The sequence below is a fragment of the Gemmata sp. genome (assembly GCF_051859125.1).
Taxonomy (GTDB): Bacteria; Planctomycetota; Planctomycetia; order Gemmatales; family Gemmataceae; genus Gemmata.
In genome coordinates this window covers 13,420-38,121 of the sequence record NZ_JBHYGG010000288.1, presented here as the reverse complement: position 1 = coordinate 38,121, position 24,702 = coordinate 13,420, and the positions used below count along the sequence as shown (strand labels likewise).

Below are 24,702 nucleotides of genomic sequence, written 5' to 3'. Positions count from 1 at the left end.
ATAACCGATTAGAGGCTGCCACAACGACTTGCGGTTCACCAGACAGAGCCTAGTCCGTGTGGGGGGGAGCACAGCACGTGTCACTGTCGAACTTGCAGAATCGGCTAGGCTCGATGCCGTTCCGTCGCGTCGGTTTCCTCGGGAGTTATTGCAGTTCGAGGACGCTGGTAGCGTTGAGTTTCCCGATGACAAACCCGAGTTGTTGTGGAATGTTGCTTACGGTGCGGGTCGCCGAGTCGGCACTGCTTCGCTGAGCGACTCGCAACAGGACGACCCTGCCGCGACGCTGTTCGATGATCGTGCCGAGTTGCGTAACCCCGAGGAGTGGTTGCTCCAACTCGACTACGCGGCGGCGAAGGCGCACAAGGGCGACAAGGAGCCGCACGAGCGGCTCGGGAAGGCCAAGGAACTGCTCCTCAACATCCTCCCCGACATTGAGGACATTCGGCTCGCGACGACGAGCGGGCCGACGCCGAAGCCGCGGGCCGAGTTCAAAACCCCCTATGGGTGGGTGCAACTCCGCCAGCTCGGGTACGGCTACCAGACGCTCATCACCTGGGTCGCGGACCTCGCGAACCGCATGGCCGAGCGCTACCCCGACAGCCCGAACCCGCTCGCCGAGCCCGCCGTGGTGCTCGTGGACGAGATCGACCTGCACCTGCACCCGCAGTGGCAGCGGAAGCTGATGGGGTTCCTCACCGAGCGGTTCCCGAACACGCAGTTCATCGCCACCGCCCACAGCCCGCTCGTCGCGCAGGCGGCCGCCGACGCGAACCTGGCCGTGCTGCGGCGCGAGGGCGACCACGTCGTCATCGACAACGAGGTGGACAACATCCGCAACTGGCGGGTCGATCAGATCCTCACCAGCGACCTGTTCGGCCTCGAAACCGCCCGGCCCCCGCAGATCGAGGCGGCGCTCCTCGAGCGCCGCAAGTTGCTGGCCAAGTCGCGGCTGACGGCCGCCGACACCCGCCGGGTGAAGGAACTCGAAGCGCTCATCGGCGAGTTGCCGTTCGGCGAGACGGAACAGGAGCGCACGGACCGCGACGAGATCAAGAAGACGCTCGACCTGCTGATGAAGGAGCGGAAAGCCGCCCCATGATCCGCGTCACGAAGCGCAGCGCGCCCCCTGCGGTTTTGACCACGCGCGGAGTTCCGGCCGCACTGGCCCACTGCGCCGCGTACGACGGCGGCACCCGAGAGTTCCCGAGCGGCGACTTCAACAGCTCCATCTACGCGGCGGACGAGGTGAAGGACGCGCTCCGCGTGGACCAGCACCGCAAGTGCGCGTTCTGCGAGTCGCGGTTCGATCACACTGGCTACGGCGACGTCGAGCACTACCGCCCGAAGGCCGGGTACAAGCAGCGGGCGTCCGACTCGCTCCGCCGCCCCGGCTACTACTGGCTCGCCTACGAGTGGGCGAACCTCTTCTACTCGTGCCAGCTCTGCAACCAGCAGTTCAAGCGGAACCTGTTCCCGCTCGCCGACGGCCGCCACCGCGCCCGCTCGCACGGCGCGGACCTGACCCGCGAGCGCCCCCTCATCGTCAACCCTGTTTCGCACGACCCGGCGGCCTACCTCGGGTTCCGCAAGGAGTACGCCTTCGCGATTCGTGGGTGCCGCGAGGGGCGGGCCACGATCGCGGTTCTCGGGCTGAACCGCGACGCGCTGGCCGAGAAGCGGCGGGAGCGGGTGGAAGACCTGGAGCGGCACCGCCAAACGCTCGCCGCACTGCGCGACTTCGTGGCTACGAACCCGGTACCCGCGTTGGTCGCCCGGGTCGCGGTCCACGAAGGGGTGCTTCGCGAGGCGATCGAGGACCGCGCCGAGTACGCCGCGATGGCACGCGCGTCCGTCCCACCTCGCTGACCGTTCCTTCCCATCTCCCCAAAACTCGCGCCCGCGCATCCCCTCCATCCCGCCCCGTCGGGCCAGACGCGCCCCGGGGCGCACCCCGCACACCCGGTGCAATCTGGAATCTTCCTCAAGAGCCGGTTCCGGCGGTGCCGATTGTGACATGTAGCAGGACGATATGCATTGTCCGGCCCGGGGCGAGTATCGGGGGATGCTCGCTGCCGCCCACGGGCGGCAACTGGGTACGAGTCGCCGGATCAAGGGGGATGCTCGGCCGGCGGCCGTCTCGTCCCGCCACGGCTGGCAGAGCAGGAGCGTGCCATGCGAAAAGGATTTCTGGGATCGATTGCGGCCCTGGCGGCTGGGGCCGGCACGGCGTGGGGACAGTACCCGGCGCCGGTCGCCCCGGCGGGGGGACCACCGCCCGCGGCGATGGCCCCGGCGGCCATCGGCCCGGCCATGAGCGGGGCCGGCCCGGCCATGGGCGCGGCGCTCGGGCCGGTGAGCGGCGAGCACGGACCCAACCCGGTCCTGATGCCGCCCATCGCGGTCGGGCCGCCCGGCGACCCGATGGGCCTGGGCCCGACGGCCACCCTGGGGCCGCCGCCCGGCCCCATGTACCCGAACCCCGGGCCGTACACCGCGCCGATGTACCAGCCGGCCCCGAGCAGCTACGGGACGCCGACCCACGCGTGGTTCACCGGCGAGTACCTGTTGCTGTTCAACACGTCGCAGCCCGGGCCGGGGATCCCGCTGCTGACGACCGGGTCGCCGAACCAGGCCGGGGTGCTCGGGCAGCCGACCACCACCGCGCTCATCGGCGGGGGCGAGATCAACTACGGCGGGATCAGCGGGTTCCGCCTCGGGGCCGGGTTCTTCGGGGACGCCGACCGCCGGTTCGGGTTCGACTTCAGCAGCATGTACGCGGCCCCGAAGCAGTACTCGAAGACGTTCGACGCCAACTCCGGTAGCGCCGGCGCGGGCGGGGTGAACAGCGGCGGGGCCAGCGGGTCCATCGTCGGGGCCGGGATCCCGGTGCTCGCCCGCCCGTTCATCGACACGAACACCGGCAACACGAGCCTGGTCATCGTCGCCCCGAACCTCCCGGGCCTGACCCCGAACAGCGAGGTCCTGGCCGTGGGCCGGGCGAACGTGAACACCCGGTCGTCGTTCTGGTCGGCCGACCCGGCCGCGATCTGGAACGTGTACCGGGCTGCCCCGGAGTCGCGGTTCGGGGTCTCGATCGACGCCCTCGTCGGGTACAAGTACGCCCAGTTGAACGAGGAGTACGTCATCAGCTCGCAGACCCTGCTCCGCGGGGTGACCGTGGTCCCGCAGTTCACCACCGGGCCGTTCGGGGTGCCGGTGCTGACCGGGTTCATCTCGGTGCCGGACCCGATCGGCGTGGGCGGGGTGGTGACCGCGTCGCCCTCGACCATCGACATCGCCGACCGGTTCGTCACGACCAACCGGTTCAACGGCGGCGACTTCGGGCTCCGGATGAACGCCCGGTACGGGGTGTTCAACGTGTCCGCCACGGGCCGGGTCGCGATTGGCAACATGCACCAGACGCTCCGGGTCCGCGGGGTGACGTCGTTCCAGAACACCGACAACGGGCGGAACGGGTTCGCGTACGCCGGGCTGTACGCCAACGCCTCGAACATCGGGACGTTCACGAACGACGAGTTCGCGGTGATCCCGGACCTGAACCTGACGGTCGGGGTGAACCTGACCCGGTGCCTGAGCATGTACGTGGGGTACAACTTCGTGTACCTGAACAAGGTGATCCGCCCGGGGAACCAGTTGAACCCGCTGATCGACGCGACCACGGTGCCGTTCAGCACGGCCTACGGCAACGCCGGGGGCGTCCCGTCGCCGCTCAAGGGGCTGATCCAGGACGACTTCACGATCCAGGGCGTGAGCTTCGGGTTCGGCCTGAAGTACTGAGTGCGACCGACTTCCGGCCCCCCGGCCGGCACGCTCCCGCCCGCGGACCGCTCCGCGGGCGTGTTCGTTTTTGTGGCCCGTCTTCGCCTTGGACCGGTAGGCGGTTCCGATGCTCGACCTCGTCTGGTAGAGTGGACGGCACCCCCGAGCGAGGGCCGCCCGTGACCACCCCGTCGCACAGACGCCGATCCGCCCGCCACAGGTACGCCGCGGCGGTCGCGGTCGTGGTTGCGGTGGGTTTGGGTCGCGAGGCCGGTGACCCGACCCGGGCCGATGTCCCCTCGACGGGATCCGTCGCGGAGCAGCCGGATACCCGCCCGGCTCCCGGAAATGTCCCGGTAACGCTGAGCATCCGTACCAACCGTGATCGCTACGACGACGACGACGCCATCTTGGTCGCGACAGAGTTTCGTGGCCCCGCACTCACCAATATTCAGCTCTGTACCGCAGGTGGGTCTGGGCTCTACTTCTACCTGTTCGTCGAAGGAGTTGGACGCAAGTTCCCCGTCGTTTGTAAACCGGTGTGGCACCTCCAGTTCGTGCCCGTTCCCGAACGACCGACGTGGGAGTCCGCCCAGTGGCTCCAAGCCCTGCCGACTCGCCACCAGTTCAGCATCCACTTGCCGTGGCTTCGGCCGCCTCACGGTGAGTACAAGATGCGGATTGGTTACGCCCGGCAGAACGCACCAAAACTGGAAGCGCTCGCCGTGAAGGTGTTCGGCGAGCCGGTCGGGGTCGATGCGATGGGCACTGGAGAATTGAAGGGCAGTTGGGACGGCGTGGTGATCAGCGACCCGGTTCACATCACGATCGGCCCCTACGTCGCTCCTACACCACGTCCGAAGCCGTAACCGAAATCGTGGCGTACCCGGACTTGCTGAGGGGCGCGCCCTCGCGGTCGGCATTTCGCGCTTGACGGTGGCGGGTGGTTCCTACACTTCTGACTGTTGGCCCCGCGACCGACACCACGACCACCGGACCGCACCCAGATGGACAACGTCCTCAAGCTCGGGATTCCCGCCGGCTCCCTCCAGGAGGCCACCGCCGACCTGTTCCGCAAGGCCGGGTACAAGATCACGTTCGCGTCCCGCAGCTACTACCCCTCCGTCGACGACCCCGAGATCCACTGCACCCTCATTCGGGCGCAGGAGATGGCACGGTACGTCCGCGACGGGTCGCTCGACTGCGGGCTCACCGGGCACGACTGGGTCGTCGAGAACGGGGCCGAGGGGCACGTCACCGAACTGGCCGAACTCGTGTTCAGCAAGGTCAGCCGCCGCCCGGTGCGGTGGGTGCTCGCGGTCCCCAACGACTCCCCGGTCCGCGAGCCCAAGGACCTCCAGGGCAAGCGGATCGCCACAGAAGTTGTGAACATCACCAAGAACTGGCTCGCGTCGCACGGCGTCACCGCCCAGGTCGAGTTCAGTTGGGGGGCCACCGAGGTCAAGCCCCCGCGGCTCGCCGACGCCATCGTCGAGGTCACCGAGACCGGCAGCAGCCTCAAGGCGAACAACCTGCGGATCGTGTGCGACATCCTCACCAGCACGACGCGGTTCATCGCCAACCCCGCCGCCGCCGCCGACCCGTGGAAGCGCGAGAAGATGGACGACCTGATCCTCATGCTCAAGGGGGCGATGGCCGCCGAGGGGAAGGTCGGGCTGATGATGAACGTCCGCAAGGGCGACGTCGAGCGGGTCATCGGCGTGCTGCCGGCGCTCCAGAAGCCGACCCTGTCGGCGCTGTCGGACCCGGACTGGGTCGACGTGATGACGATCCTCGACGAGAACACGGTGCGGCACATCATCCCGCGGCTCAAGGCCGCCGGCGCGTGCGGCATCGTCGAGTTCCCGCTCAGCAAGGTGATCGACTGACCGGATTTGGCGAGCGGGGGGCGTCAGCCCTCCGAGTTCTTTATTCGCGCTTCAAAGAACTCGGGGGGCTGACGCCCCCCGCTCGCCAAGAACTACTTCCCCGCCTTGGCCCACTCCTTCCGCATGTTGCGGACGTTGATCTGGAGTGCGGCGGGGAGCTTCGACCGGAGCAGGTTCTCGCCGCCGAACCACCCCTGCGGCTCGACGAACACGACGTGCTGCTCGCAGAACAGCGCACCGGCCGGCTCGGCGAGCTTCGTCACCTTGAGGTAGAACGCGGCCCCGGCCCACGGCTGCGCCGGCCCGAGCTTCGTCGCGCCGCCCTCCTTGACGATCGACTGCCACTGGTTCGGGAAGTCGGCGTCGCCGGCGAACCGCGGGTCGATCTCCCCGGCCACCACCACCGACTCGGGCGTGCGGCTCCACACCGACCGGCCCGTCGCCCTGATGTGGACCTTCTCCAGGAAGTCGAACTCCAGGTGGCCGAACCCCTCCTTCTTGCCCTCGGGGGCGGGGATGTTGCGCTTCGTCAGGTCGGCGGCGGTGAGCGCCTTCGCCTGCCCGCTGCCGCGGCCGGAGTTCATGACGCGGTCCAGGAACTTGTCGTCGTCGAGCGCCTTCAGGTCGCCGTACACCATGAACCACACGTCGACGCCGCGGGCCGGGGCGTTCGGGGCCCCGCCCGCGACCGCCGGGAGCTTGATGAACTGCGGGGCGACCGTCGAGTTGCGGGCGAAGTCGTCGAACGAGTAGTCACCCTTGATGAGCGAGTTGATCGCGTCCTTCTGCTTCGCGGCGTCGAGCCCGTCGGGGAGCGTCGGGGCCGGGAGCTTGGCCTTGTCCTTCGCGCCCACCGCGAGGCCGGTTTCGAGCAGCGACTTGTAGAGCGGGTTGGCCGCCTCGTGCGACGGCGCGTCGGGCGGGGCCGCGAGCGCGGCGGCGAGGGTGAGGGTGAACATGGCGGCTCTCCTGCGAACCCGTGATCCCAAGGAAACCCAGGGTTCACACCCTGGGCTACGGACTGCCGCCCCCTCCGGGGGCTGAAACTCCCCGGAGTCCCGGAGGGACGACAGGGCGCAGCCCAGGGTGTAAACCCTGGGACCGGGCGGCCGTGATCATTATTATGCCCCACATGGACCCCACACCCGCAAATCCGCCCGCGTCGGGCCTCGTGCCGCTGGCCGGGCCGCGGCCGCTGTTCCCCGAGGAGATCCGCGCCCGGGTCGCCGACGGCGCGCGGCTCGTGCGGTTCGAGACCGTCGTCTCGGCCGTCCTGTTCACCGTGCGGTGGCAGTCGGGGGTGTACCTCACGCACTCGTGGCAGGAGCGGTACCTCACCGGCGTCTGGTACAGCGCCGCGTCACTGCTGCTCGGCCCGTGGGGGGTGCCGTGGGGGCTCATCTACACGCCGCTCGCTCTATGGGTGAACTTGACTGGGGGCATCGATGCCACCGACGAGGTGCTCGCGTGGCTCGACGCGAGCGAGAAGGCCGACGGACCGCAGGGCTGATTCCGATTCCTCACTGTAGCCGGCCTCTGTGAGGCCGGGCCTGTGCGAATCCCCGAGCCCCGGCCTCACAGAGGCCGGCTACAGAGCAGCGAATCCTCGAGCCCCGGCCTCGCAGAGGCCGACTACAGAGCGGTTCCGGCAGACCCGCCGCCCGCGTGAGCCGCCTACGACCCCCCCAACCTGCGCTCACGGCAGGTCCGCCCGGCCGCACATTCCGACCCCCGCCGGAGACCCCTCGCGCTCCCGAACCTCCCCGCTATTATTGAAGTTGCGACGACAAGGGGGAGCCGGTGTGCGTGTGCTGAAGGCGGCCGAGAGCGAAATCCTGGACCTGGCGTTCAGCCCCGACGGGCGGGCGCTGGCCGCGGCCGTCACGGCCGACTTCGACGGCGTCTACCTGTGGAACCTGGACTCGGCGGCGACCGTCCCGGTGCGGCTGGAGACCGAGGGCGCGTACCGCGGCGGGCTCGGGTTCTCGACCGACAACCGGTCCCTCGGGTGGCTCGAACCGGCCGCCCGCCGCGTGTACGACCGCGACGAGCGGGGCATGTCGCGCGCGTCGTTCGAGGTCATGCGGAACACCCACGGCATCGCCCAGAGCCCCGACGGGGCCCGGGTCATCTCGCAGCACGGGCTCCCCGACTACGCGCTCAACGGGTGGCGGCCCGAGGGCGACGAGTGGGTGCGGACGTGGTCCCTGTCCACCGCCGAGGTTGCCGTCGAGAGCGTGACCCTGTCGGACGACGGGCGGCTGTTCGCGATGCTCACCCGCCCGGCCGTCGGCGACCGGTGGGCGAGCAACCCGCGGCGGGTCGAGGTCCGCGACGCCGCGACCGGGGCGCTGCGGGGCGTCGGCGAGTACCCGTACACCTACGCCGAACCGCTGCTGTTCTCGCCCGACGGCCGGCAGCTCGTCGGGTTCAACGACATGACGCTGCTCGTGTGGCCGGTGCCGGACGTGGGCTCGCTCGGCGCGCCGCGGCTGGTCCGCAACGACAACCGCAAGCAGTTCACCGCGCTCGCGTACCACCCGACCGGTCGCCGCCTGTACGCGACGAGCAACGACACGACGGTCCACGTCTTCGACACCGAGTCCTGGAACTGGGTCGGGCGGTTCACCTGGCAGCTCGGGCGGCTCAAGGCGGTCGCGGTCAGCCCCGACGGCACCCTCGCGGCCGCGGGCGGCGACAAGGGCGACATCGTCATCTGGGACGTGGACGGGTGACGCCGTGGTGAGCGGTGCGTGGGCGGCCGGGCGGCCTGAGCGACGGCTCGAAAGTGGACGCTCGCGGAAACAATTCTACATTATCAGGTGAACAGCTCCTGTTCCCTCCGATCCGACTGTTCTCCTCCCTTGATCAATTGCCGCTTCGCACACGGAGGCTCCGTCCTGAGAGGGGGAGCCGGGACGGGGAAGGAGTCGGCCGCGCCGCGCTGCCCGGGGCGGGCCGAGGCGGAGCGCTCCGGCGCAGTCCGGTCGTTCTCTTCGGTTGGTGCCGGGGAGCGGAAACACGGCCGGCGCCCTCGCGCCGCTCGGGAGGCGGTAGAGAATGTCCGACTTTATCACTCGGCTCTTCGACCCTTCGGGGTTCGTCCCGCGCCGGGCGTGCGGGGACTGGACCCCGGGACTGGTCTGGCTCCACAACGCCTCGGACGCCCTGATCTGGCTCGCCTACCTCGCCATCCCGCTCGTAATGCTGGTCATCGCCCGCCGCAAGGCCGTGCCGTTCCGGGCCGTGTACTTCCTGTTCGTCGCCTTCATCCTCACGTGCGGGTTCACCCACTTCCTCGACGTGGTCATGTTCTACAACCCGCTGTACCGCCTGTCGGGGTTGTTGAAGGCGGTGACGGCGGTGGCGTCGTGGGCGACGGTGATTGCCCTCATCCATGTCCTCCCGAGGGCACTTGCCCTGCGCAGTCCCGAAGAACTGGAGCGCGAGGTCGCGGAGCGGCGAAGGGTCGAGGGCGAACTCCGGGCGCTGCACGCCGAACTCGAAGAGCGGGTCGCGCTGCGGACGGCGGAACTGAAGGATGCGGTCGTCGCCCTCCGGGCCGAGAACGAGGAGCGGAAGCGAACCGAGGCGCGGTTGCGCGAGAGCGAACGGGTCTACCGGGCCGTCGGGGAGTCGATCGACTATGGGGTTTGGGTGTGCGCCCCGGACGGCAGGAACACCTACGTCAGCCCGTCCTTCCTGAGACTCGTCGGGATCACCCAGGAACAGTGTTCGGAATTCGGCTGGGGCGACATCCTCCACCCCGACGACAGCGAAGGCACGATCGCGGCGTGGAAGGAGTGCGTCCGGGTGCGCGGCAGTTGGGATCGGGTCCACCGCTGTCGCGGCGTGGACGGGCAGTACCATCACGTACTCGCCCGTGGGGTGCCGGTCGAGGACGAACACGGGAAGCTCCTCTGTTGGGCCGGGATCAACCTCGACATCAGCCGCCAAATGCAGGCCGAGTACGCCCTGCGGGAACTGAACGCCACCCTGGAGCAGCGAATCGGCGCTGCAACGGCCACCGTCGAGACCGAGCGGCGGCTCCTCGATGCCATCCTCGAAGCCATGCCAGTCGCCGTCATCATCGCCGAGCCGAACGGGCGGCTGGTGCGGTTCAACCGGGCGTGCGACCAGGTGTGGGGACTCGACCCGCTCAAGTCCGGCAGCACCGACGAGTACGGGGAGTGGGTCGGCTACTGGCCGGATAGCGGGGAGCGGGTCCAAGCGCATGAGTGGGCCCTGAGCCGGTCGCTCCTCAAGGGCGAAGATTGCCCTGGTGAGTTGGTGGAGATCGAGCGGTTCGGCCTGCGGGACCGGCGGTTCGTCATCAACTCCTCCGCTCCCGTCAAGGGGGCGGACGGGAGGATCATGGCCGGCGTCGTGGCGACCCTCGACGTGACCGACCGGATCAAGGCGGAAGCGGCCCTGCGGGCGAGCGAAGCGGAAACCCGCATGTGGGCCGAGGCCGTGCCGCAAATCGTCTGGATGACGCGACCGGACGGCTGGAATACCTATTTCAACCAGCGGTGGATGGACTACACGGGACTGACCCTTGAGGAAAGCCTTGGCCACGGGTGGAACAAGCCCTTCCATCCAGACGACCAGCAGCGGGCTTGGCTCGCTTGGCAGGACGCGACGGCGACGGTCAGCACTTACTCGCTCGAATGCCGCCTGCGCCGCGCGGACGGGATTTACCGATGGTGGTTGATCCGGGGCGTACCCCTGAAAGATGCCGCCGACAAGATACTCAAATGGTTTGGAACTTGCACAGACATTAATGACATTAAGTGGGCTGAAGCCGAGTTGCGGGAGAGCGAGGAGCGGTTCCGCAGCGCGTTCGATTCCGCCCCCATCGGCATGGCCCTGGTCGCCCCGGACGGGCGGTGGCTCCGGGTGAACCACCTGCTGTGCGAACTCGTCGGCTACACCGAGCGGGAGCTGCTGGCGACCGACTTCCAGACCCTCACCCACCCGGACGACCTCGCCGCCGACCTGGACCACGTCCGGCAACTGCTCGCCGGCACCTCCCGGTCGTACCAGATGGAGAAGCGGTACCTCCACAAGCGGGGCCACGTCGTGTACATCCTGCTGTCCGGCTCGCTCGTCCGGGACCGGGACGGCCGGCCCCTGTACTTCGTTTCGCAGATCAAGGACATCACGCAACAGAAGCAGGACGAGAGGGCGCTGGCGGCGAACGAGGAGCTGCTGCGGCAGTTCATCAAGCACTCCCCGGCGGCGATCGCCATGTTCGACACCGGGGTCCGCTACCTCCAGACGAGCGACCGCTGGCTCATCGACTACCACCTGCTGGACCGGGACGTCACCGGCCTGAGCCACTACGAGGTGTTCCCGGACGTCCCCGAGGACTGGAAGGCGGTCCACCAACGGGTGCTGGCCGGGGCGGTCGAGCGGTGCGACGACGCCCCGTTCCACCGCGCCGACGGCACGACCGAGTGGCTCCAGTGGGAGTGCCGGCCGTGGCTCCGGGCCGGCGGGGAGGTCGGCGGCCTCATCATGTACACTCAGGTCATCACGCAGCGGAAGGTGACCGAGGAGAAGGTGAAGGCCTCGCTCCGGGAGAAGGAGGTGCTGCTCCGGGAGATCCACCACCGGGTCAAGAACAACTTGCAGGTCGTGTCCACCCTGCTCGACCTCCAGTCCGGCCACACGACCGACCCGGCGGCGGCGGAGATGTTCAAGGAGAGCCGGGGGCGGGTCAAGTCGATGGCCCTGATCCACGAGCGGCTGTACCGCTCGCAGGACATGGCCCGCGTGGACCTGGGCGAGTACGTCCGCCAGCTCGCCAACGACCTCCACCGCACCTACCGGATGTCCGAGGGCATCCGGCTGGACCTCGACGTGGACGTCCCGGCCCTGGACATCGACGTCGCCATCCCGTGCGGGCTGCTCCTGAACGAGCTGATCTCGAACTGCTTCAAGCACGCCTTCGCCGGGGCCGCCGAGGGGTGCCTCCGGGTGGCCCTCCACCGGGACGGCGGGGCCAACGTCCTGACCGTGGCCGACGACGGCGCCGGGTTCCCCGCCGGCACCGACTTCCGCAACACCGCGTCCTTCGGCCTGCAACTGGTCAACACGATGGTCGACCAGCTCGGGGGCGGGATCGCCCTGGCCACCGGCCGGGGGACCACGTTCACCGTCCGCTTCCCCACGCCGAGCCCCGGCCCGACAGGAACCCCCCCGTGACCCCGACCGCGACCCCGACCTCCGTCCTCGTCGTGGAAGACGACAGGCTCATCGCCAAGGGCATCGAGAAGCAACTGAAGTCGATGGGGTACGCCGTCGCCGGGACGGCCGCGACCGGGGAGGAGGCCGTCCGCAGGGCCGTCGAGCTCCGCCCCGACGTGGTCCTCATGGACATCTCCCTCGGGGCCGGCATCGACGGGGTCGAGGCCGCGGGACTCATCCGCCAACAGCTGGACGTGCCCGTGGTGTACCTGACGGCCAACTCGGACGCCGCCACCCTCCAGCGGGCGAAGCTGACCGACCCGTTCGGGTACGTCCTGAAGCCGTACGAGGACAAGGACCTGCGGACGGCCATTGAGATCGGGGAGTACCGGCACAGGATGGAGCGGCGGCTGCGGGAGAACGAGCAGTGGCTCGCGGCCACGCTCGGCAGCATCGGCGACGGCGTGATCGCCACCGACGAGCGGGGCCGGGTGCGGTTCCTGAACGCCCTCGCCGGGCGCCTGACCGGGTGGGCGCAGGCGGACGCCACCGGCGCGGACGTGCGGGAGGTGTTCCGGATCGTCGGCGAGGCGTCCCGGCGGCCCGTCGCGAACCCCGCCCTCGAATCGCTCGAGAGGGCCGAGCCCACCACCCTCGCCCCCGACACGGTCCTGATCGACAGGGCCGGGGCGGAGCGACCCATCGACGGCAGCGCGGCCCCGATCCGCGACGCGAGCGGAACGGCGTCCGGGGCGGTGCTGGTGTTCCGCGACACCACCGAGCGCCGCCGCCTGGAGGAGCACCTGCGGCAGGCCCAGCGGATGGAGGCCGTCGGGCGGCTGGCCGGGGGGATCGCCCACGACTTCAACAACATCATGACGATCATCACCGGGTACAGCGAGCTCCTCCTCGCCGACGACCGGACCGCGCCCGACCGCCACGACATGGTGCGGAGCATCCACGACGCCGGGCGCCGCGCCGCCGCCCTGACGCAGCAGATCATGGCGTTCGGCCGCAAGCAGATGCTCGTCCCGAGCGTGCTGAGTCTCAACGCCGTCGTCCGGGACATGGGGGAGATGGTGAGGCGGCTCGTCGGGCCGGACATCGCGTTCGCCACCGACCCGGCCCCGGACCTGGGCCGGGTGCGGGCCGACCCGACGCAGATCGGGCAGGTGGTGCTGAACCTGGCGGCGAACGCCCGCGACGCCATGCCCAACGGCGGGCGGCTCGTCGTCGCCACGGCGAACGCCGAGTTGGACGAGGAGTTCGCCCGGCGGCACCCGGACGTGAAGCCGGGCCGGTACGCCATGCTATCGGTCGCCGACACTGGTTGCGGCATGTCGGAGGACGTGCGGGCTCAGGTCTTCGAGCCGTTCTTCACCACCAAGGGCGTCGGGCAGGGGACCGGGCTCGGCCTCGCCACGGTGTACGGCATCGTCAAGCAGAGCGGGGGCCACATCGAGGCGTCCAGCAGGCCCGGGGAGGGGACCACGTTCCGGGTGTACCTGCCCGTGGTCGCGGAGCCGGAGCCCCACCCGGCCGGCGCGGCCGCCGGGCCGGCGGCACCGGGCCGCGAAACCATCTTGATCGTCGAGGACGAGGAGGCGGTGCGGCGGATGACCAAGATGTTCCTGTCGAAGAACGGGTACACCGTGCTAGAGGCGGCGAACGGGACGGAGGCGCTGGCGGTCGCCGGGGGGCACCGGGGGCCGATTCACCTGCTGCTGACCGATCTGGTCATGCCGAACCTGTCCGGGCGCGAGGTGGCCGAACGGCTGGCCGCGGTCCGAACCGGACTGCGGGTGCTGTTCATGTCCGGGTACACCGAGGACGTGGCGGCTCAGCAGGGGGCCGAGTCGGCCGCCGATTTTCTGCCCAAGCCGTTCAGCCGCGCGTCCCTGACGACCAAGGTGCGGGAGGTCCTGGACCGGTGCTAACGCGCCGGGCCCTCGGTGCCGCTCCTCGCGCCGCCGGCCGTGCGCCCCCGCCGGGGCCGCGGGCGAGCCCCCAACCTCGTGCCGGCCGCGCCTTCGCCTCAAAATCAACCACATCGGCCCCGGGCACCAATCGGCACCGTCTGGCAACCTTCAGTTTGTGGAGGGCGGACCGGCAGACGCGCCGAAGGCCCTGGAAATGAAGGGGCCGGCGCTGATTCGCACCGGCCCGCGTCGATCTGCTTCAGTGCGCCCGGAGGGGATCGAACCCTCGACCACAAGATTAAAAGGCGACTGATCCCGACCCGCCGAACAAGCACGAACCACAAGGATTCCCAGCCTTTCTATCAACTCCGCACCCGTTGCAAGTGAACACATATCGAGTAGCGATCCGCAGGCATTTCCGGAACCGGGCGGGGTTCTGCGGAAGGCTGCGGAAGTCGGTTTATGTGAACGCACGTCGTTAATGAAAATCTGTCCAGGTTCGGCTTCCAGATCCGGCGCGAGCGCGACAGCATAGCCGGGCGTGTGGGGCAGTGCATCCGTTGCGGCCGTGTCATCGGCCGCGGGACGGGTGCAGTTGGCCCCGTCGCCACCCGGAGCCGCACACCATGTCCGAACAGAACACAGAGGTCGTCACCTCCCCCGCCGCCGCACTCGTGGAACGAATCCTCGCCGAAGGCCCGATCGGCATGGGGCCGGCGGCCTCGATCATCGGCACGTTCGCCGCGGGCAAGCGAGTCGCCCCGAGCACCATTACGCGGTGGATCGGCGACGGGGTCAAGCTCGCCGGTGGTCGCGTGGTGCGGCTCGAAGCCGTCAAGATCGCGGGCCGCCTGGTCACCTCGAAGCAGGCCGTCGTCCGGTTCATCGTCGCCCAGCAGGCGACCGCTCCCGCCCCTCCCGCCGACACGTCAACGCCCCGCGGCCCCGGCAGGCGACGCGCGGCCAGTGAGAAGGCCGGACGGGAACTCGAAAAGCTCGGGGCCTGATCTCGCCCGCGCGGGCGGGCCCCGAGAGGAGGGGCCGTTTGAGGCATGAGTGAAAGTTTGTCCAGATTATGCTCACCCGTCCACGTCCGCCGAGTCTCGCCCGCGCGGGCGGGAAGGGGGGCCGAGGTACTCGGGTCGGTCCGGGCCATTGGACGGGGAGCACCCTCGGAGCCCGAACATGAACGCGACTGACACCAGCACGAAGCCCCGGCTGCGACTGCTCACCCTGCCGGGCGTGTCCCGGATCACGGGCGTGAGCCTCGACAAGCTCCGGGAGAACCGGGGCGAGTTGAGCGAGGCCGGTCTGATCGTGAAGGTCGGCAACGCCTGGGTCGCGGAGGCGGCCGACGCCCAAAAGATCGCCGACCGGTTGCGGAAATGAGTTGGAAAAAGTGAACGCCACGGGCTCGCAACCCGTGGCGTTCGGTGTCCCGTGTTCGTGGCAAGGGAACAAGATGAGTATTGCACACGCCTATCGAAAATGCAAATCCAATAGGTTCTATCTCTCAGAATTTTCGGGAACTTCCGCCCGCGCGTTGTGCCGGCTCGTGCCGCGACGTCGGCGCGGCGACGTCTGACGAGCCAGCCGAGCGAGTGAGCCGCCGCCAATCCTTCTGCGGGGAAAGCCCGAACGGGCGGCGCGAACACCCGATCGACTTGGTTCGGCCCGCGCCGACTGAGCGGCCACACGCCGCAACAGGTCCGGGGCAGACGGTCGGGGAGAAGTGCTCACACCGCCGGGTCGCACCCGGCTATCCCGAGGCAGCAGTGCGGATGATCTGGAACCGGCGGCAGGCCGGGCACTGTGGCAGCACACGACGTGCGAGTTTGCGGGGGAGAAAGAATACCGTCCACGCCCCGAGCGTGGATCGCACCCAGCCTGGCGGACCGTGGGGCCGGGTGCGACGGGAGCCGCGGCTGCGGCATGGGGGGTACGGGCCGGAAGCTCTCAACCACCACCTCACCGGGGCCGACCCGCGTGGGGGGTGGGGGGGCTTTTGAAAGACTCAGATTCTGGCCGGTGGTGCGCGCGATCGGCCAGGCGACGAAAGCGTGTGGAACGTCTCCGGCCCACTCAGGAGCCCACCGGTGGGACCGGGAGTGAAGAACGGCGGGATGAGTTGGCTCGGGGAACGCCCCGCTCCCTCCCCGTCGGCCGCCCGCGCGGGCGGGTCGCAAAAGCCTCAGTACCTCAGCGTTCATTCCATCGGCCGGGCGGAGGGTGGCAGACGGTGGCACCTCGTGGCAGATCATCGGCGGACGACACCCTCGCGGCCGAGCTGGCGAGCGGCCGGACCATCGCGGAGGCGGCCGTCGCGGCTCACGTCTCCGCTCGAACGGCCTACCGCCGGCTCCAAAGCGAGGCGTTCAAGCGTCGCGTCACCGAGCTGCGGGACGCCATGATCTCCCGGGCCGCGGGCCGACTGGCGGACTCACTGACCGAGGCGATCGGGGTTCTGCGGACCCTGCTCGGTTCGTCGTCGGAGCCGGTGCAGCTGCGGGCCGCGGACCGGCTCCTCGACCACGCGATTCGGGTCGCCCAGCTCGAGGAACTCGAACGCCGGGTTCGTGAACTCGAAGGGCGGGAACGGTCATGAACCTGAAAAGACGCATTGCAAAGCTGGAGGCGGTCCCCGTCCCCGCGTCCGAGGGCCAGGTTGACGCGCTCCTCGCCGACGTCGAGCGGGCCGCCCACCTGGACCCGGAGACGGGGCTCGCCGCCGTGCTGGAGAAGCACCCGAAGGAGAAGCCGGAGAAGGACACCGTCCGATTCCTCCTCGCCGTCGCAGCCCGACGCCAGGCCCGCGCCGACTCCCCCGTCCAGACGACCTGACCCCGCCCGCGCGGGCGGGAACCCTGTTCACCCTTGAGGCTACCACGATGCGTGTGTTGGACATGGCCGAGCACCTGACCGATGAGCAAGTGGCCCAGCGTGCGGCCGCGGCCGAGCGGAACCGCCGCGACGAGGAGCAGCAGCGACGCCAGCGGGACACCGCGGCGGCTGCTGAACGTGCCAAGGCAGAAGCCGTGGTTGCCGCCCGTGGTGCCCGGTTGGCCGCAGTCGTGACGCTGTGGGTCAAGAGCCTTCGCAAGAACCCGGACGTGACGCGGTGGGTGAGCCCGGACCGCATCCTCGCTGCGGGCGACCAGGAGCCGCCGACGGACGTCGTGGGCTACCAGCCGTGCCTCATCCTCACCCCCGACCGCACGAGCGGCGACGGCACCGGCATCGTCTGCGTCGAGTCGCGGGCGGTCGACGCTCGTGTTCTCGAACACCTGTGGGCCGCGGAGCAGGATCAGGTGTCGGCCCTGATGACCGGTCGCCAGCGTGTCAGCGGGTGCGGTCCGCTCCGGCTCGCCCTCGCGGCCGCCCGCCACGAGGGTGTGGTGAGGGCCGACGACCGGCGACTCGTCTCGAACCGGTACGACGCGGACGCCGGAGTCCGGGTGCAGGTCTTCCACGGCTTCCTGTCCCGCAAGGATTACCTCGTCGTCGCGATCGGCCCCGACCCGGAGACGGGCTCGCGGCCGCCGGCCCGGGAGTGGAAGGGCGGATGGACCAGTGCCGAGGGCCGGCGGTACGGCGTCGGTGCCGACTGACCGCCGCGGCCCGGACCACGCACCACTCACGACAAGGGGACCGGCGATGGGCACCAGCAGGATGACGCAGCAGGAGATGTGGCTCGCCGACCAGGCGAACCGCCGCCGGGCGGAGCGGTCCGAGGCGGAACGCCGTGCCCGCCTCACGGCCGCGGTCGAGGCGTTCGCCACCCTGCTCCGGGCCGACCCCGAGTTCGCCCGCGAGGTGCCGCCGGACCGGGTGTTCACCGAGGCGACCGCCGGCGGCATGCCCCCGCACGACGCGGCCGACCACCCGACGTGCGTGCTGCTCACCGCGGGGAGGTGCCTGCCCGACGCACAGCACCCGCCGGACGGCCTGGTCGGCGACCTGCACGTCGAGGTCCGCGGGCGGGACCGGGCGACGTGCTCGCGGCTCGTCCACGTCAAGGACCAGTACCTCGGTTCGCTCGGGAACGCGTGGTTCGCCGGCGAGTGTGCCAACGTCGCCCCGGCGGGCAAGGACTCCCCGCTCGTGGCCGCGCTCCGTGGGGCCGACGGTTTCGAGCACGGGTTCTTCATGGACAAGTGGAGCCGGGCCGGGGCCGACGAGGATAACCGCCGCACCGTCGGCCGTGAGTGGTGCAGCGGGAGCAGGTGCGAGGTTCCCGTGAAGGTCGGCTTCTACCGGATCGCCCACGTCTTCAAGATCGTGATCCCCCACGTCCGGCGGGTCCGGACGTGACCCGGCCGAGGCTCGCCCGCGCGGGCGAGCGGCCCCACCCCGTTCCCCTGGCCCCGAACTGAGAACAACATCATGACCGGCGAACTTGTGCAGATCGTTGACCGGATGAACCAGCAGGCGGAGGACCGGCTCCAGCGGTTCGCGGACCGCATCAGGGAGCACGAGGCGAGCAGGGACCGGGCGTTCCGGGACGCCGCGGACCGGCTCGCGGCCGCACAAGAACAGAGGCTCGCCCGAGCCGCCTCCGCCCCCGAGGATCGGCCCGTGCGGGACCGGGCCGGGGTGCTCGCCGCGGCGGCAAAGGTGTCCTTGAACTGACCCCGGTCCGCCGCCCGCCCGCGCGGGCGAGATCCCTCCCGCACCCCAGACGTTGCCGACCGTTCGCCCCCTTCACTCGCCGTTGTACCCCTTCACCCTCACCGGTGCCTGACGATGAACCCGACCGCCGCTCAGTCCGCACTCGACTCTTTGAAGCGTGCCCTTTCCGGCCTATCGAAGCCGGCCGGGTCGATCGTGCTCCCCGAACTCGGCGGCATCGTGCTGCACCTGAAGACCTGGCGGATCGTCGATCAGGTGCAGGCCCGGCAGGTCTCCGCGGGCGAGGGCGGGGCCGAGAAGACGGCCGAGTTGCTCCGGCTGTGCATCTGCGACGCCGACGGCCAGCCGCTCCCGTCGGACGGGGACTGGGCGACCCAGTTCCCGGTGCCGCTCGCGAACCGGGTCATCGAAGCCTGTCTCGCCGCGAACGGGCTCGGCGGGGGCGACGACGCAAAAAAAGCAACCCCGTCGCCGAGTGCCAAGAACTCCGCTTCATGATGCGGCTTAGCCTGTCGCTCGGCGTGACGCTGGAGGCCCTGGCCCGCACGATGAGCGCGAGTGAACTGGCTCTGTGGATCAGCTACTACGAGCTGGAGCCGTTCGGCCCGGTCCGCGACGACCTGCGGGCGGGCGTGGTCGCCTCGATCGCGGCCGCGTCCAACGGGATGCGGGTCCGCCCCGAAGAAATCTTCCCGTCGTTGAGGGATGACCGGCCGCGTGAGCGGCTGAAGCGTGTGCCCCTCGCCCCGCCCCGCAGCATGTGCGTCTGGCTCGGCGTTGAAACCAACTGAGGCGATGTCATGGCAGGAGAGCTTGCGGCCGGTTCCGGAGCGATGAACGACGGCCCGGTGGGCGTCAGCCTAACCCTCGACGTGTCGCAGTACGAGTCGGCATTGTCCAAGGCGGCGGGCTCGACCGACCGCGTTGCCAAACTCGTGGACGCGAGCTTCCAGAAGACGGCCGAGAAGGTCAAGGCCAGCACCGGCAAGACGGGCGAGGTGCTCAAGAAGATGGGCGAGTCGGCCCTCGCCGGGTTCACCGGCGGACTCGCGGCCGGCGGGGTGGCGGGCGTGCTCACCAAGATCGGCGAGACCGGCGGTCAGGCCCTGAAGGAGCTGGCCTACGGGGTGCGGACGGTGAACATGGAAGGCCTGAAGATGGCGGCGTGGGTGGGGGCCGCGAACGACAAGTTCGCCCGCGCGAACAAGATCGACGCCGAGCGGGTCACGAGCCTGACCAGCGTGTCGGACAAGATGAAGGAGTTGGAGCGGCAGATCGCCAAGGACGAGGCGAAGTTCGAGGCCCTGGCGAGCACGAGCAAGTACGTCGCCAAGCAGCTCGACGACGCGAGCGGGATCGCGTCGGCGGACGGATGGTGGTGGACGGTCAAGGGCGATTACGACAAGGTCACCGATCGGCTCAAGGGCGACCTGTCCCTCATGGGCGGGATGATGGACACCCTCCGCGGCAAGACCGGCGACGCGAAGGAGGCGTTGGCCCGGTTGAAAGACCCGCTGAAGAACCCCGAGTTCACCGGGGCACTCGACAAGATGACCGCCGACTGGGACCTCCTGCTCAACAACCTCGACGCCTCTCCGATCGAACTGGGCCTCAAGAAGCTTCAACAGCAGTTCGGAGCGACCGACGCGCAGATGGCCAAGTGGGTGGACAGGGGCCGGGCGTTCGAGCAGGCGACGGGACTGCACAAGTTTTTCGAGTCGCTCGAAGATCAGGTCAAGGCCCTCGACTTCTCGCCGGCTGAGGCCCAGTTCGCGGCCATCGCGAAGGCGACCAAGCTGCCCGCGGACGAGGCCGAGTGGGGCATGGAGCGCACCCGGGCTCTGGAGCAAACGATCGAGTTGACGAAGTACTTCGACGACCTGGAACGCCGGGCGGGAACTCTGGACCTCAGCCCGGCCGAACAGCAGTTCGCCGCCCTCGGCTATCGGATCAAGTTGACCGCGGACCAGATGGAGGACGGGTTGGAGCGGGTCCGCCTGTTCGACAAGCTGGCCAAGGGCGTCGAACTCGACAAGCAGTTCGGGGAGGCGATGAAGGGGCTCGACCTCGAAGCCAAGATGATCGGCAAGAACGACCTGCAAAAGAAGCTGCTGGAGTTCGAGGCGAAGGGGTTCGGCGGGGACCAGCTCGCGCAACTCAAGGCCCGGCTCGAAGGGAACGCGAAGCTCCAGGCGGCGTTCGAGAAGCCCGAGATGGCGAGCGCCCTCGTGGCCGGCGGGCGGGACACGGCCAACGCCATCGCCGCGGCACAGGCGGCGGCGATGAGAGGGGGCGTCCCGGGCGGAGCCGGGCAACAAGCTCAGGCCAAGCAGGTGGAGCAGAACAACATGATCGTCGGCCTGTTGAAGACGCTCACCGACCAGGGGGCCAAGGCGATCGAGGTGCAGAGGAACTACGAGAAGTTGCTCCGGGAACAGAACCAGAAGGCCGGCGGGGACGGCGGCTTGTTCCCCATCGACGGGTGAGTCAGGGGCCGCGGTCCAGGATCGTCTCCGCGTACTCGCAGTGAGCCTGGATGAGCCGGGCTATCTTCGGCACCATGTTGTTCATCTCGTTGACCTTGTCGGTCTTCTTGAACTCCTTGAACTCGGAGGCCAACCCGATCATCTCCTCGCCCTGATCGAAGCCGTCGGTGATGGCCCGGAAGCACTTCTCCAGTTCCGGACCGTTCTTGTACCCGGCCGGGATCGGTGGCAGGCTGCTGTACGTCCCCCGGATCTTTCCCGCCTGCTTCTTCGCGTCGGCGACGCTCGGGGACGAGGTGAGCAACTTGGAGCCGGCCCTCGCCTCGGCGATGTACTCCGCCCCACGCTTCTTCAGCTCGGCGACCTTCTCGTCCCGTTCACTCAACGGCGCGTCCGCCGCCGGTGAATCGGCCGGCTTGCGACCACACCCAGCGATCAGCACGGCAACGCAAACCAGCAGCACAGGACGCATGCGGTAGACCTCGGCGGGGCGGGCGACGGCCGGGGAGCATTGTAGGTAGGGGTAGGGTTCTCGCCCGCGCGGGCGAGAACGGCCCGGGTCAATCGACGTCGAGTTGTTTGCGGAGGTGCTTGTCGAGGAGCCGCTTGAACACGTCCAGAGTCGCCGAGACAACGCCTTTCTTCTTCATCTCCTCCCGAACCTGGTTCCAGATGAACTCGTTGCGGGCAGACTCCGCGAACTCATGTCCAGGCGAGGTTAGGTGTGTGATTCGGTACTCCGGTCCTGAACTCTGCGTGTGAGTCAGTTTCGCGCCCGCAGCCAGACCAGCGTCCACGAGAAGGTAGGCGTGGTAACCGATGGTCGCCGAGTCGTACCCCTCAATCACCAGCTTCGGAGCGAATCCGGTCGGGTGATCCTCGATCGCCAGCACCATCTTCCGAATCAGGTCCATGTCGCGACGCATGGGGCCAGCCTCTGTACGCAAGGACACAAGGGGATCGTGCCGTGATTAGAACGCGCTCCAGGCCGAGGGACAAGGTCAAACCCCATCCCATCGGCCGGGCATGAGCACGTCATGGGTCACCGAGCGAATGGGGTTGGCGGTCCCGGCCGGCGCGGTCGACCGGGTCCGGGGCATCGTCAGGAACGTACGCGTGTGCGGCCCGGTGTCGGTGTCGTGGGGCCGGCGGTACCCGGCGGAGGTGCTGGCCGAGGCCCTCCCGAAGTTCGCCGCCGTCTCGAACGTCGGGCACCACTTCGACTACGCCACCGGCCGCCCCATCCTCCCCGTGCCGGTCGCCGACGTGTTCGGCCGGATCGAGAGCCCCCGGATGCATGGCGACGGGGTCAACGGCGACCTCCGGTTCAACGTGGCCCACAGCTTCACCCCAGCGTTCGTGTGGGCCGCCGAGAGCGACCCGAAGGGCTACTGCTTCAGCCCGCTCATGCAGATCGAGTGGCGGCCGCAGCGGGACAAGGACGGGTACCTCGTCGCGGCCCGCATCGTCGAGGTGCTCTCGGTCGATGTGGTGGACCGGGGCGGCACCACATCGACCGTCTACGAGTCGTGGAACCGGCGGGTCGGGGCCGAGATTCCCGCCGTCGTCGCCGAGAGTGCGAGGGCGGCTCAGCTCCGCTCGATCGTAAACGACCTCTGCACCGGATCCGCGCCGACCGCCCCCGTCGCTCCCCCGCGTCATGTCTCCGCCGCCGATCTGGTCGCCGGGTTCGACCCGAGCGGATCGAGCTGGCGGGGCTGAGCCGGCCCAACCACGGGCGAGATGCCCGCGGTTGCCCTTCGCCCGCCCGCGCGGGCGAGAACTCTTGAACCACCTCTGAGGAAATACCGTGTACGACCTGGACCTCGACGCCATTGCCGTACAGCTCACCAGTCCGGGCCTGGCGGCCGCGTTCTTCGTGGACCTGCTGGGCAAGCTCGCCCTCGACGCGGCCGGCCGTCAGGCGGTGCAGGCTGCGGTGGGGCCGATCCTCACGGCTCCGGACGACGCGACAACCTCGGGGATCGGGGCCGTGGTTGCGTCGATGGTCAACGACGGCTCGACGGCCGAAGCACGGCAGTTCGCGGCCTCGGTTGTCTCCGGGTGGGAGCGGGGTTGAATTGCGGACTTTTCGCCCGCAACTGACGCGCGAGCTTAAGTGCTGGCGGGCCAGGCGGTTGACGTGATTAGACGGTCGAAAGGGGCCGAACGACGCGCAACCTCTGGTGACGTGCGTGGTGCGCGGGGTTGTGGTGGCCTGAACAACAACTGATGCCGGCGGGAACACTCCCGCCGGCATCAGTTGTCTCGCAAGCCTCGAACGCATGTTGATTGCATGGCGAACTTTGAAAAATACAAACTAGGCACTTCCAGCGCAAACCACCCTGGGCTATCCTCATTTTCTGAAAAGCGTTCCGGTTATCCTGGTATCCCTTGGAGGGGAGATCTTGGCTGGGAAACTGCTCAAGGCTCGCGAGAAAAGCAGCCCACCCGCGCCCGACCCATTTTGTGAGGCCGTTCAGGCACAGATGCGCTTTGGGGTTAGGGACGATACTGTCATTGTGTTCATACCGAGTCACGACCGCGACAAGACTAAACTGCCCGATCAGCCGCAGTGGGCGTTGGCAGCGTTGAAGCTGATGGGAAAGCTGTACGGTGGTGCAACTGGATTCAAGGAACTTGTGGGGATCTGGCGGGATGACGACAATGGGGGCGAGCTTCTCGAAGATCAGCCCGTGATGATTCAGAGCCTTGTCAAGCGGGCCGTCCTTGAGGATGCCGCAAAACTCCTAGAATTGTCGAATTTCCTTAAGAGAATGGGTAGGGAGACGAGACAGGGGGCGGTTGCTGTCGTGATCAACGACGCGATTCACTTCATCTCGAATTACGAGTAGGCCATGAACGACCTCGACCAACTTGCGATCAGCCGAATCCTTGGGAGCACAGTGCGTCCCTTCACCAGATCGAGTTTCGGCGGGTTCTCCAAGGTGAAGGTTGTTGGGGAAATGTTGGGAGCTCGACCGCCGCGCCCTGTGAAATTGCTTCCGGACGTAGCCCGAGACGCACTGATCGTCCGAGCTTTCGAGAAGGCTCACCGTGGCTTTTCGGTTGATCGCACGCTGGCCGATCCCGAACTATCAAGACAGTTCGTCGCAAATTGCCACCGCCTCGGAGTAAAGGCGTCTCATGCTGCGATTTGCCGGCGGCTTCTGCGACTCCGTAAGTCGGGAGATTTCCAAGTTGTGACCACACGCGAGGAGAAGAGGAGCCTTACACCATTTCTGATTCCAGCCGAGCTGGCTTTTGCTCAGCTAACTTACCGCTACGACGCGAGCCACGATGACTTAATAGCTGATCCCGAAGTGGGCGAGGCGTATGACTCGCTGGCCAGCAAGCTCGGTCGCGGCCGCGGGAGCGTCGTTGATTACCGACTCGCGGCCCTTCATCTGCGGAAAAATATACGTTCACGAGCCCGAGGCGAGGTGGCTGAACTTGCGAGATTCGACTTCACAGACATCTCGCGACGGTGGCATACCATCGATACCCTCGATAGAATCAAATTATCAAGTGTTCCCCAAACCCAAGGGATTCTTTCCCTAGTCGAGCCGAACCGATTCTTGTACCTCACTCGATGCCCGGACCTCAGGTCTGGTATGGAAGTGTTTCAAGACGGCGAGATTCTCACCACCCTCGGCGGGGGCTTTTGGAAGCCATCCTTCGAAAATATTATGGTGAATATCTTGGGGCCAGAAGACACAAATGGTGCGAACCTCCGGCTTGTGGAGCTTAAATCGCTTGAGGTGTACCGGCCGGTGTTCAACATGCTGCCTGTTGCCGCTTGAA

The 24,702-nt window shown here is 68.3% G+C and carries 26 protein-coding genes; 23 read left to right on the top strand and 3 right to left on the bottom strand.

The annotated features are described in order from the left end of the window. Positions 1 to 328: 328 nt before the first annotated feature. From ACTIGN_RS30170 to hisG, 5 genes are all read left to right on the top strand, one after another. On the top strand, positions 329 to 1,102 hold the full coding sequence (locus ACTIGN_RS30170; RefSeq protein WP_439630930.1) for an AAA family ATPase: 774 nt from the start codon (positions 329 to 331) through the stop codon (positions 1,100 to 1,102). Then, complete coding sequence (locus ACTIGN_RS30165; RefSeq protein WP_439630928.1) at positions 1,099 to 1,869, top strand: hypothetical protein; 771 nt, start codon at positions 1,099 to 1,101, stop codon at positions 1,867 to 1,869. The genes ACTIGN_RS30170 and ACTIGN_RS30165 overlap by 4 nt, the downstream gene beginning before the upstream one ends. Positions 1,870 to 2,175: 306 nt before the next feature. Beyond that, positions 2,176 to 3,801, top strand: a complete 1,626-nt coding sequence (locus ACTIGN_RS30160) for a BBP7 family outer membrane beta-barrel protein (protein WP_439630926.1) — start codon at positions 2,176 to 2,178, stop codon at positions 3,799 to 3,801. A 161-nt stretch (positions 3,802 to 3,962) separates the two neighbouring features. After that, complete coding sequence (locus ACTIGN_RS30155) at positions 3,963 to 4,652, top strand: hypothetical protein (RefSeq protein ID WP_439630924.1); 690 nt, start codon at positions 3,963 to 3,965, stop codon at positions 4,650 to 4,652. A 138-nt stretch (positions 4,653 to 4,790) separates the two neighbouring features. Continuing rightward, on the top strand, positions 4,791 to 5,672 hold the full coding sequence (gene hisG, locus ACTIGN_RS30150) for an ATP phosphoribosyltransferase (protein WP_439630922.1): 882 nt from the start codon (positions 4,791 to 4,793) through the stop codon (positions 5,670 to 5,672). 92 nt (positions 5,673 to 5,764) lie between these two features. On the opposite strand, the gene ACTIGN_RS30145 is transcribed toward hisG, so the two are convergent. Continuing rightward, the gene (locus tag ACTIGN_RS30145; RefSeq protein WP_439630920.1) at positions 5,765 to 6,631 is read right to left on the bottom strand and encodes a hypothetical protein; all 867 of its coding nucleotides are present in this window, start codon (positions 6,629 to 6,631) and stop codon (positions 5,765 to 5,767) included. Positions 6,632 to 6,804: 173 nt separating this feature from the next. Here ACTIGN_RS30145 and ACTIGN_RS30140 point away from each other — a divergent pair, with 173 nt between their 5' ends. From ACTIGN_RS30140 to ACTIGN_RS30075, 14 genes are all read left to right on the top strand, one after another. Next, on the top strand, positions 6,805 to 7,182 hold the full coding sequence (locus ACTIGN_RS30140) for a hypothetical protein (protein WP_439630918.1): 378 nt from the start codon (positions 6,805 to 6,807) through the stop codon (positions 7,180 to 7,182). Positions 7,183 to 7,474: 292 nt separating this feature from the next. After that, entirely contained in the window at positions 7,475 to 8,407 is a 933-nt protein-coding gene (locus tag ACTIGN_RS30135) for a WD40 repeat domain-containing protein (protein ID WP_439630917.1), read from the top strand. A 325-nt stretch (positions 8,408 to 8,732) separates the two neighbouring features. After that, positions 8,733 to 11,882 carry a PAS domain-containing sensor histidine kinase gene (locus tag ACTIGN_RS30130; RefSeq protein WP_439630915.1) on the top strand — a complete coding sequence of 1,050 codons (3,150 nt, stop codon included), beginning with the start codon at positions 8,733 to 8,735 and terminating at the stop codon, positions 11,880 to 11,882. Continuing rightward, positions 11,879 to 13,801 (top strand): response regulator, encoded by a 1,923-nt coding sequence (locus ACTIGN_RS30125; RefSeq protein ID WP_439630913.1) that lies wholly within the window; start codon positions 11,879 to 11,881, stop codon positions 13,799 to 13,801. Before ACTIGN_RS30130 ends, ACTIGN_RS30125 begins: the two co-directional genes overlap by 4 nt. 608 nt (positions 13,802 to 14,409) lie before the next feature. Continuing rightward, positions 14,410 to 14,790 carry a DUF1580 domain-containing protein gene (locus tag ACTIGN_RS30120; RefSeq protein ID WP_439630911.1) on the top strand — a complete coding sequence of 127 codons (381 nt, stop codon included), beginning with the start codon at positions 14,410 to 14,412 and terminating at the stop codon, positions 14,788 to 14,790. A gap of 178 nt (positions 14,791 to 14,968) precedes the next feature. Further along, on the top strand, positions 14,969 to 15,172 hold the full coding sequence (locus ACTIGN_RS30115) for a hypothetical protein (RefSeq protein ID WP_439630909.1): 204 nt from the start codon (positions 14,969 to 14,971) through the stop codon (positions 15,170 to 15,172). An 850-nt stretch (positions 15,173 to 16,022) separates the two neighbouring features. Continuing rightward, positions 16,023 to 16,388 carry a hypothetical protein gene (locus ACTIGN_RS30110; protein WP_439630907.1) on the top strand — a complete coding sequence of 122 codons (366 nt, stop codon included), beginning with the start codon at positions 16,023 to 16,025 and terminating at the stop codon, positions 16,386 to 16,388. Then, positions 16,385 to 16,624 carry a hypothetical protein gene (locus tag ACTIGN_RS30105; RefSeq protein WP_439630905.1) on the top strand — a complete coding sequence of 80 codons (240 nt, stop codon included), beginning with the start codon at positions 16,385 to 16,387 and terminating at the stop codon, positions 16,622 to 16,624. The genes ACTIGN_RS30110 and ACTIGN_RS30105 overlap by 4 nt, the downstream gene beginning before the upstream one ends. Positions 16,625 to 16,671: 47 nt before the next feature. Beyond that, a complete protein-coding gene (locus tag ACTIGN_RS30100) occupies positions 16,672 to 17,391 on the top strand; it encodes a hypothetical protein (RefSeq protein WP_439630903.1) in 720 nt (239 codons plus the stop codon). A 46-nt stretch (positions 17,392 to 17,437) separates the two neighbouring features. Beyond that, a complete protein-coding gene (locus ACTIGN_RS30095; RefSeq protein ID WP_439630901.1) occupies positions 17,438 to 18,094 on the top strand; it encodes a hypothetical protein in 657 nt (218 codons plus the stop codon). A gap of 72 nt (positions 18,095 to 18,166) precedes the next feature. After that, positions 18,167 to 18,412, top strand: coding sequence for a hypothetical protein (locus ACTIGN_RS30090; RefSeq protein ID WP_439630899.1), 246 nt, complete (start codon positions 18,167 to 18,169; stop codon positions 18,410 to 18,412). Positions 18,413 to 18,526: 114 nt separating this feature from the next. Next, on the top strand, positions 18,527 to 18,910 hold the full coding sequence (locus ACTIGN_RS30085; RefSeq protein ID WP_439630897.1) for a hypothetical protein: 384 nt from the start codon (positions 18,527 to 18,529) through the stop codon (positions 18,908 to 18,910). Next, the gene (locus ACTIGN_RS30080; protein ID WP_439630895.1) at positions 18,907 to 19,203 is read left to right on the top strand and encodes a phage tail assembly protein T; all 297 of its coding nucleotides are present in this window, start codon (positions 18,907 to 18,909) and stop codon (positions 19,201 to 19,203) included. The genes ACTIGN_RS30085 and ACTIGN_RS30080 overlap by 4 nt, the downstream gene beginning before the upstream one ends. A 9-nt stretch (positions 19,204 to 19,212) precedes the next feature. Next, positions 19,213 to 20,898: a hypothetical protein gene (locus tag ACTIGN_RS30075; RefSeq protein WP_439630893.1), complete on the top strand. Its 1,686-nt coding sequence runs from the start codon at positions 19,213 to 19,215 to the stop codon at positions 20,896 to 20,898. 1 nt (position 20,899) lies between these two features. Here ACTIGN_RS30075 and ACTIGN_RS30070 read toward each other — a convergent pair whose 3' ends face one another. Together ACTIGN_RS30070 and ACTIGN_RS30065 are read right to left on the bottom strand one after the other, a co-directional pair. Continuing rightward, positions 20,900 to 21,283, bottom strand: a complete 384-nt coding sequence (locus tag ACTIGN_RS30070) for a hypothetical protein (protein ID WP_439630891.1) — start codon at positions 21,281 to 21,283, stop codon at positions 20,900 to 20,902. 175 nt (positions 21,284 to 21,458) lie between these two features. Further along, the gene (locus ACTIGN_RS30065) at positions 21,459 to 21,824 is read right to left on the bottom strand and encodes a DUF2513 domain-containing protein (RefSeq protein ID WP_439630889.1); all 366 of its coding nucleotides are present in this window, start codon (positions 21,822 to 21,824) and stop codon (positions 21,459 to 21,461) included. A gap of 100 nt (positions 21,825 to 21,924) precedes the next feature. Between ACTIGN_RS30065 and ACTIGN_RS30060 the strand changes: the two genes are divergently transcribed. The 4 genes from ACTIGN_RS30060 to ACTIGN_RS30045 all read left to right on the top strand — a co-directional run bounded on the left by ACTIGN_RS30060 (position 21,925) and on the right by ACTIGN_RS30045 (position 24,701). Beyond that, a complete protein-coding gene (locus ACTIGN_RS30060) occupies positions 21,925 to 22,620 on the top strand; it encodes a hypothetical protein (protein WP_439630887.1) in 696 nt (231 codons plus the stop codon). 88 nt (positions 22,621 to 22,708) lie between these two features. Continuing rightward, entirely contained in the window at positions 22,709 to 22,978 is a 270-nt protein-coding gene (locus tag ACTIGN_RS30055) for a hypothetical protein (RefSeq protein WP_439630885.1), read from the top strand. A 328-nt stretch (positions 22,979 to 23,306) separates the two neighbouring features. Continuing rightward, positions 23,307 to 23,753, top strand: coding sequence for a hypothetical protein (locus ACTIGN_RS30050; protein WP_439630883.1), 447 nt, complete (start codon positions 23,307 to 23,309; stop codon positions 23,751 to 23,753). A 3-nt stretch (positions 23,754 to 23,756) separates the two neighbouring features. Beyond that, positions 23,757 to 24,701 (top strand): hypothetical protein, encoded by a 945-nt coding sequence (locus ACTIGN_RS30045; RefSeq protein WP_439630881.1) that lies wholly within the window; start codon positions 23,757 to 23,759, stop codon positions 24,699 to 24,701. Position 24,702 lies beyond the last annotated feature (1 nt).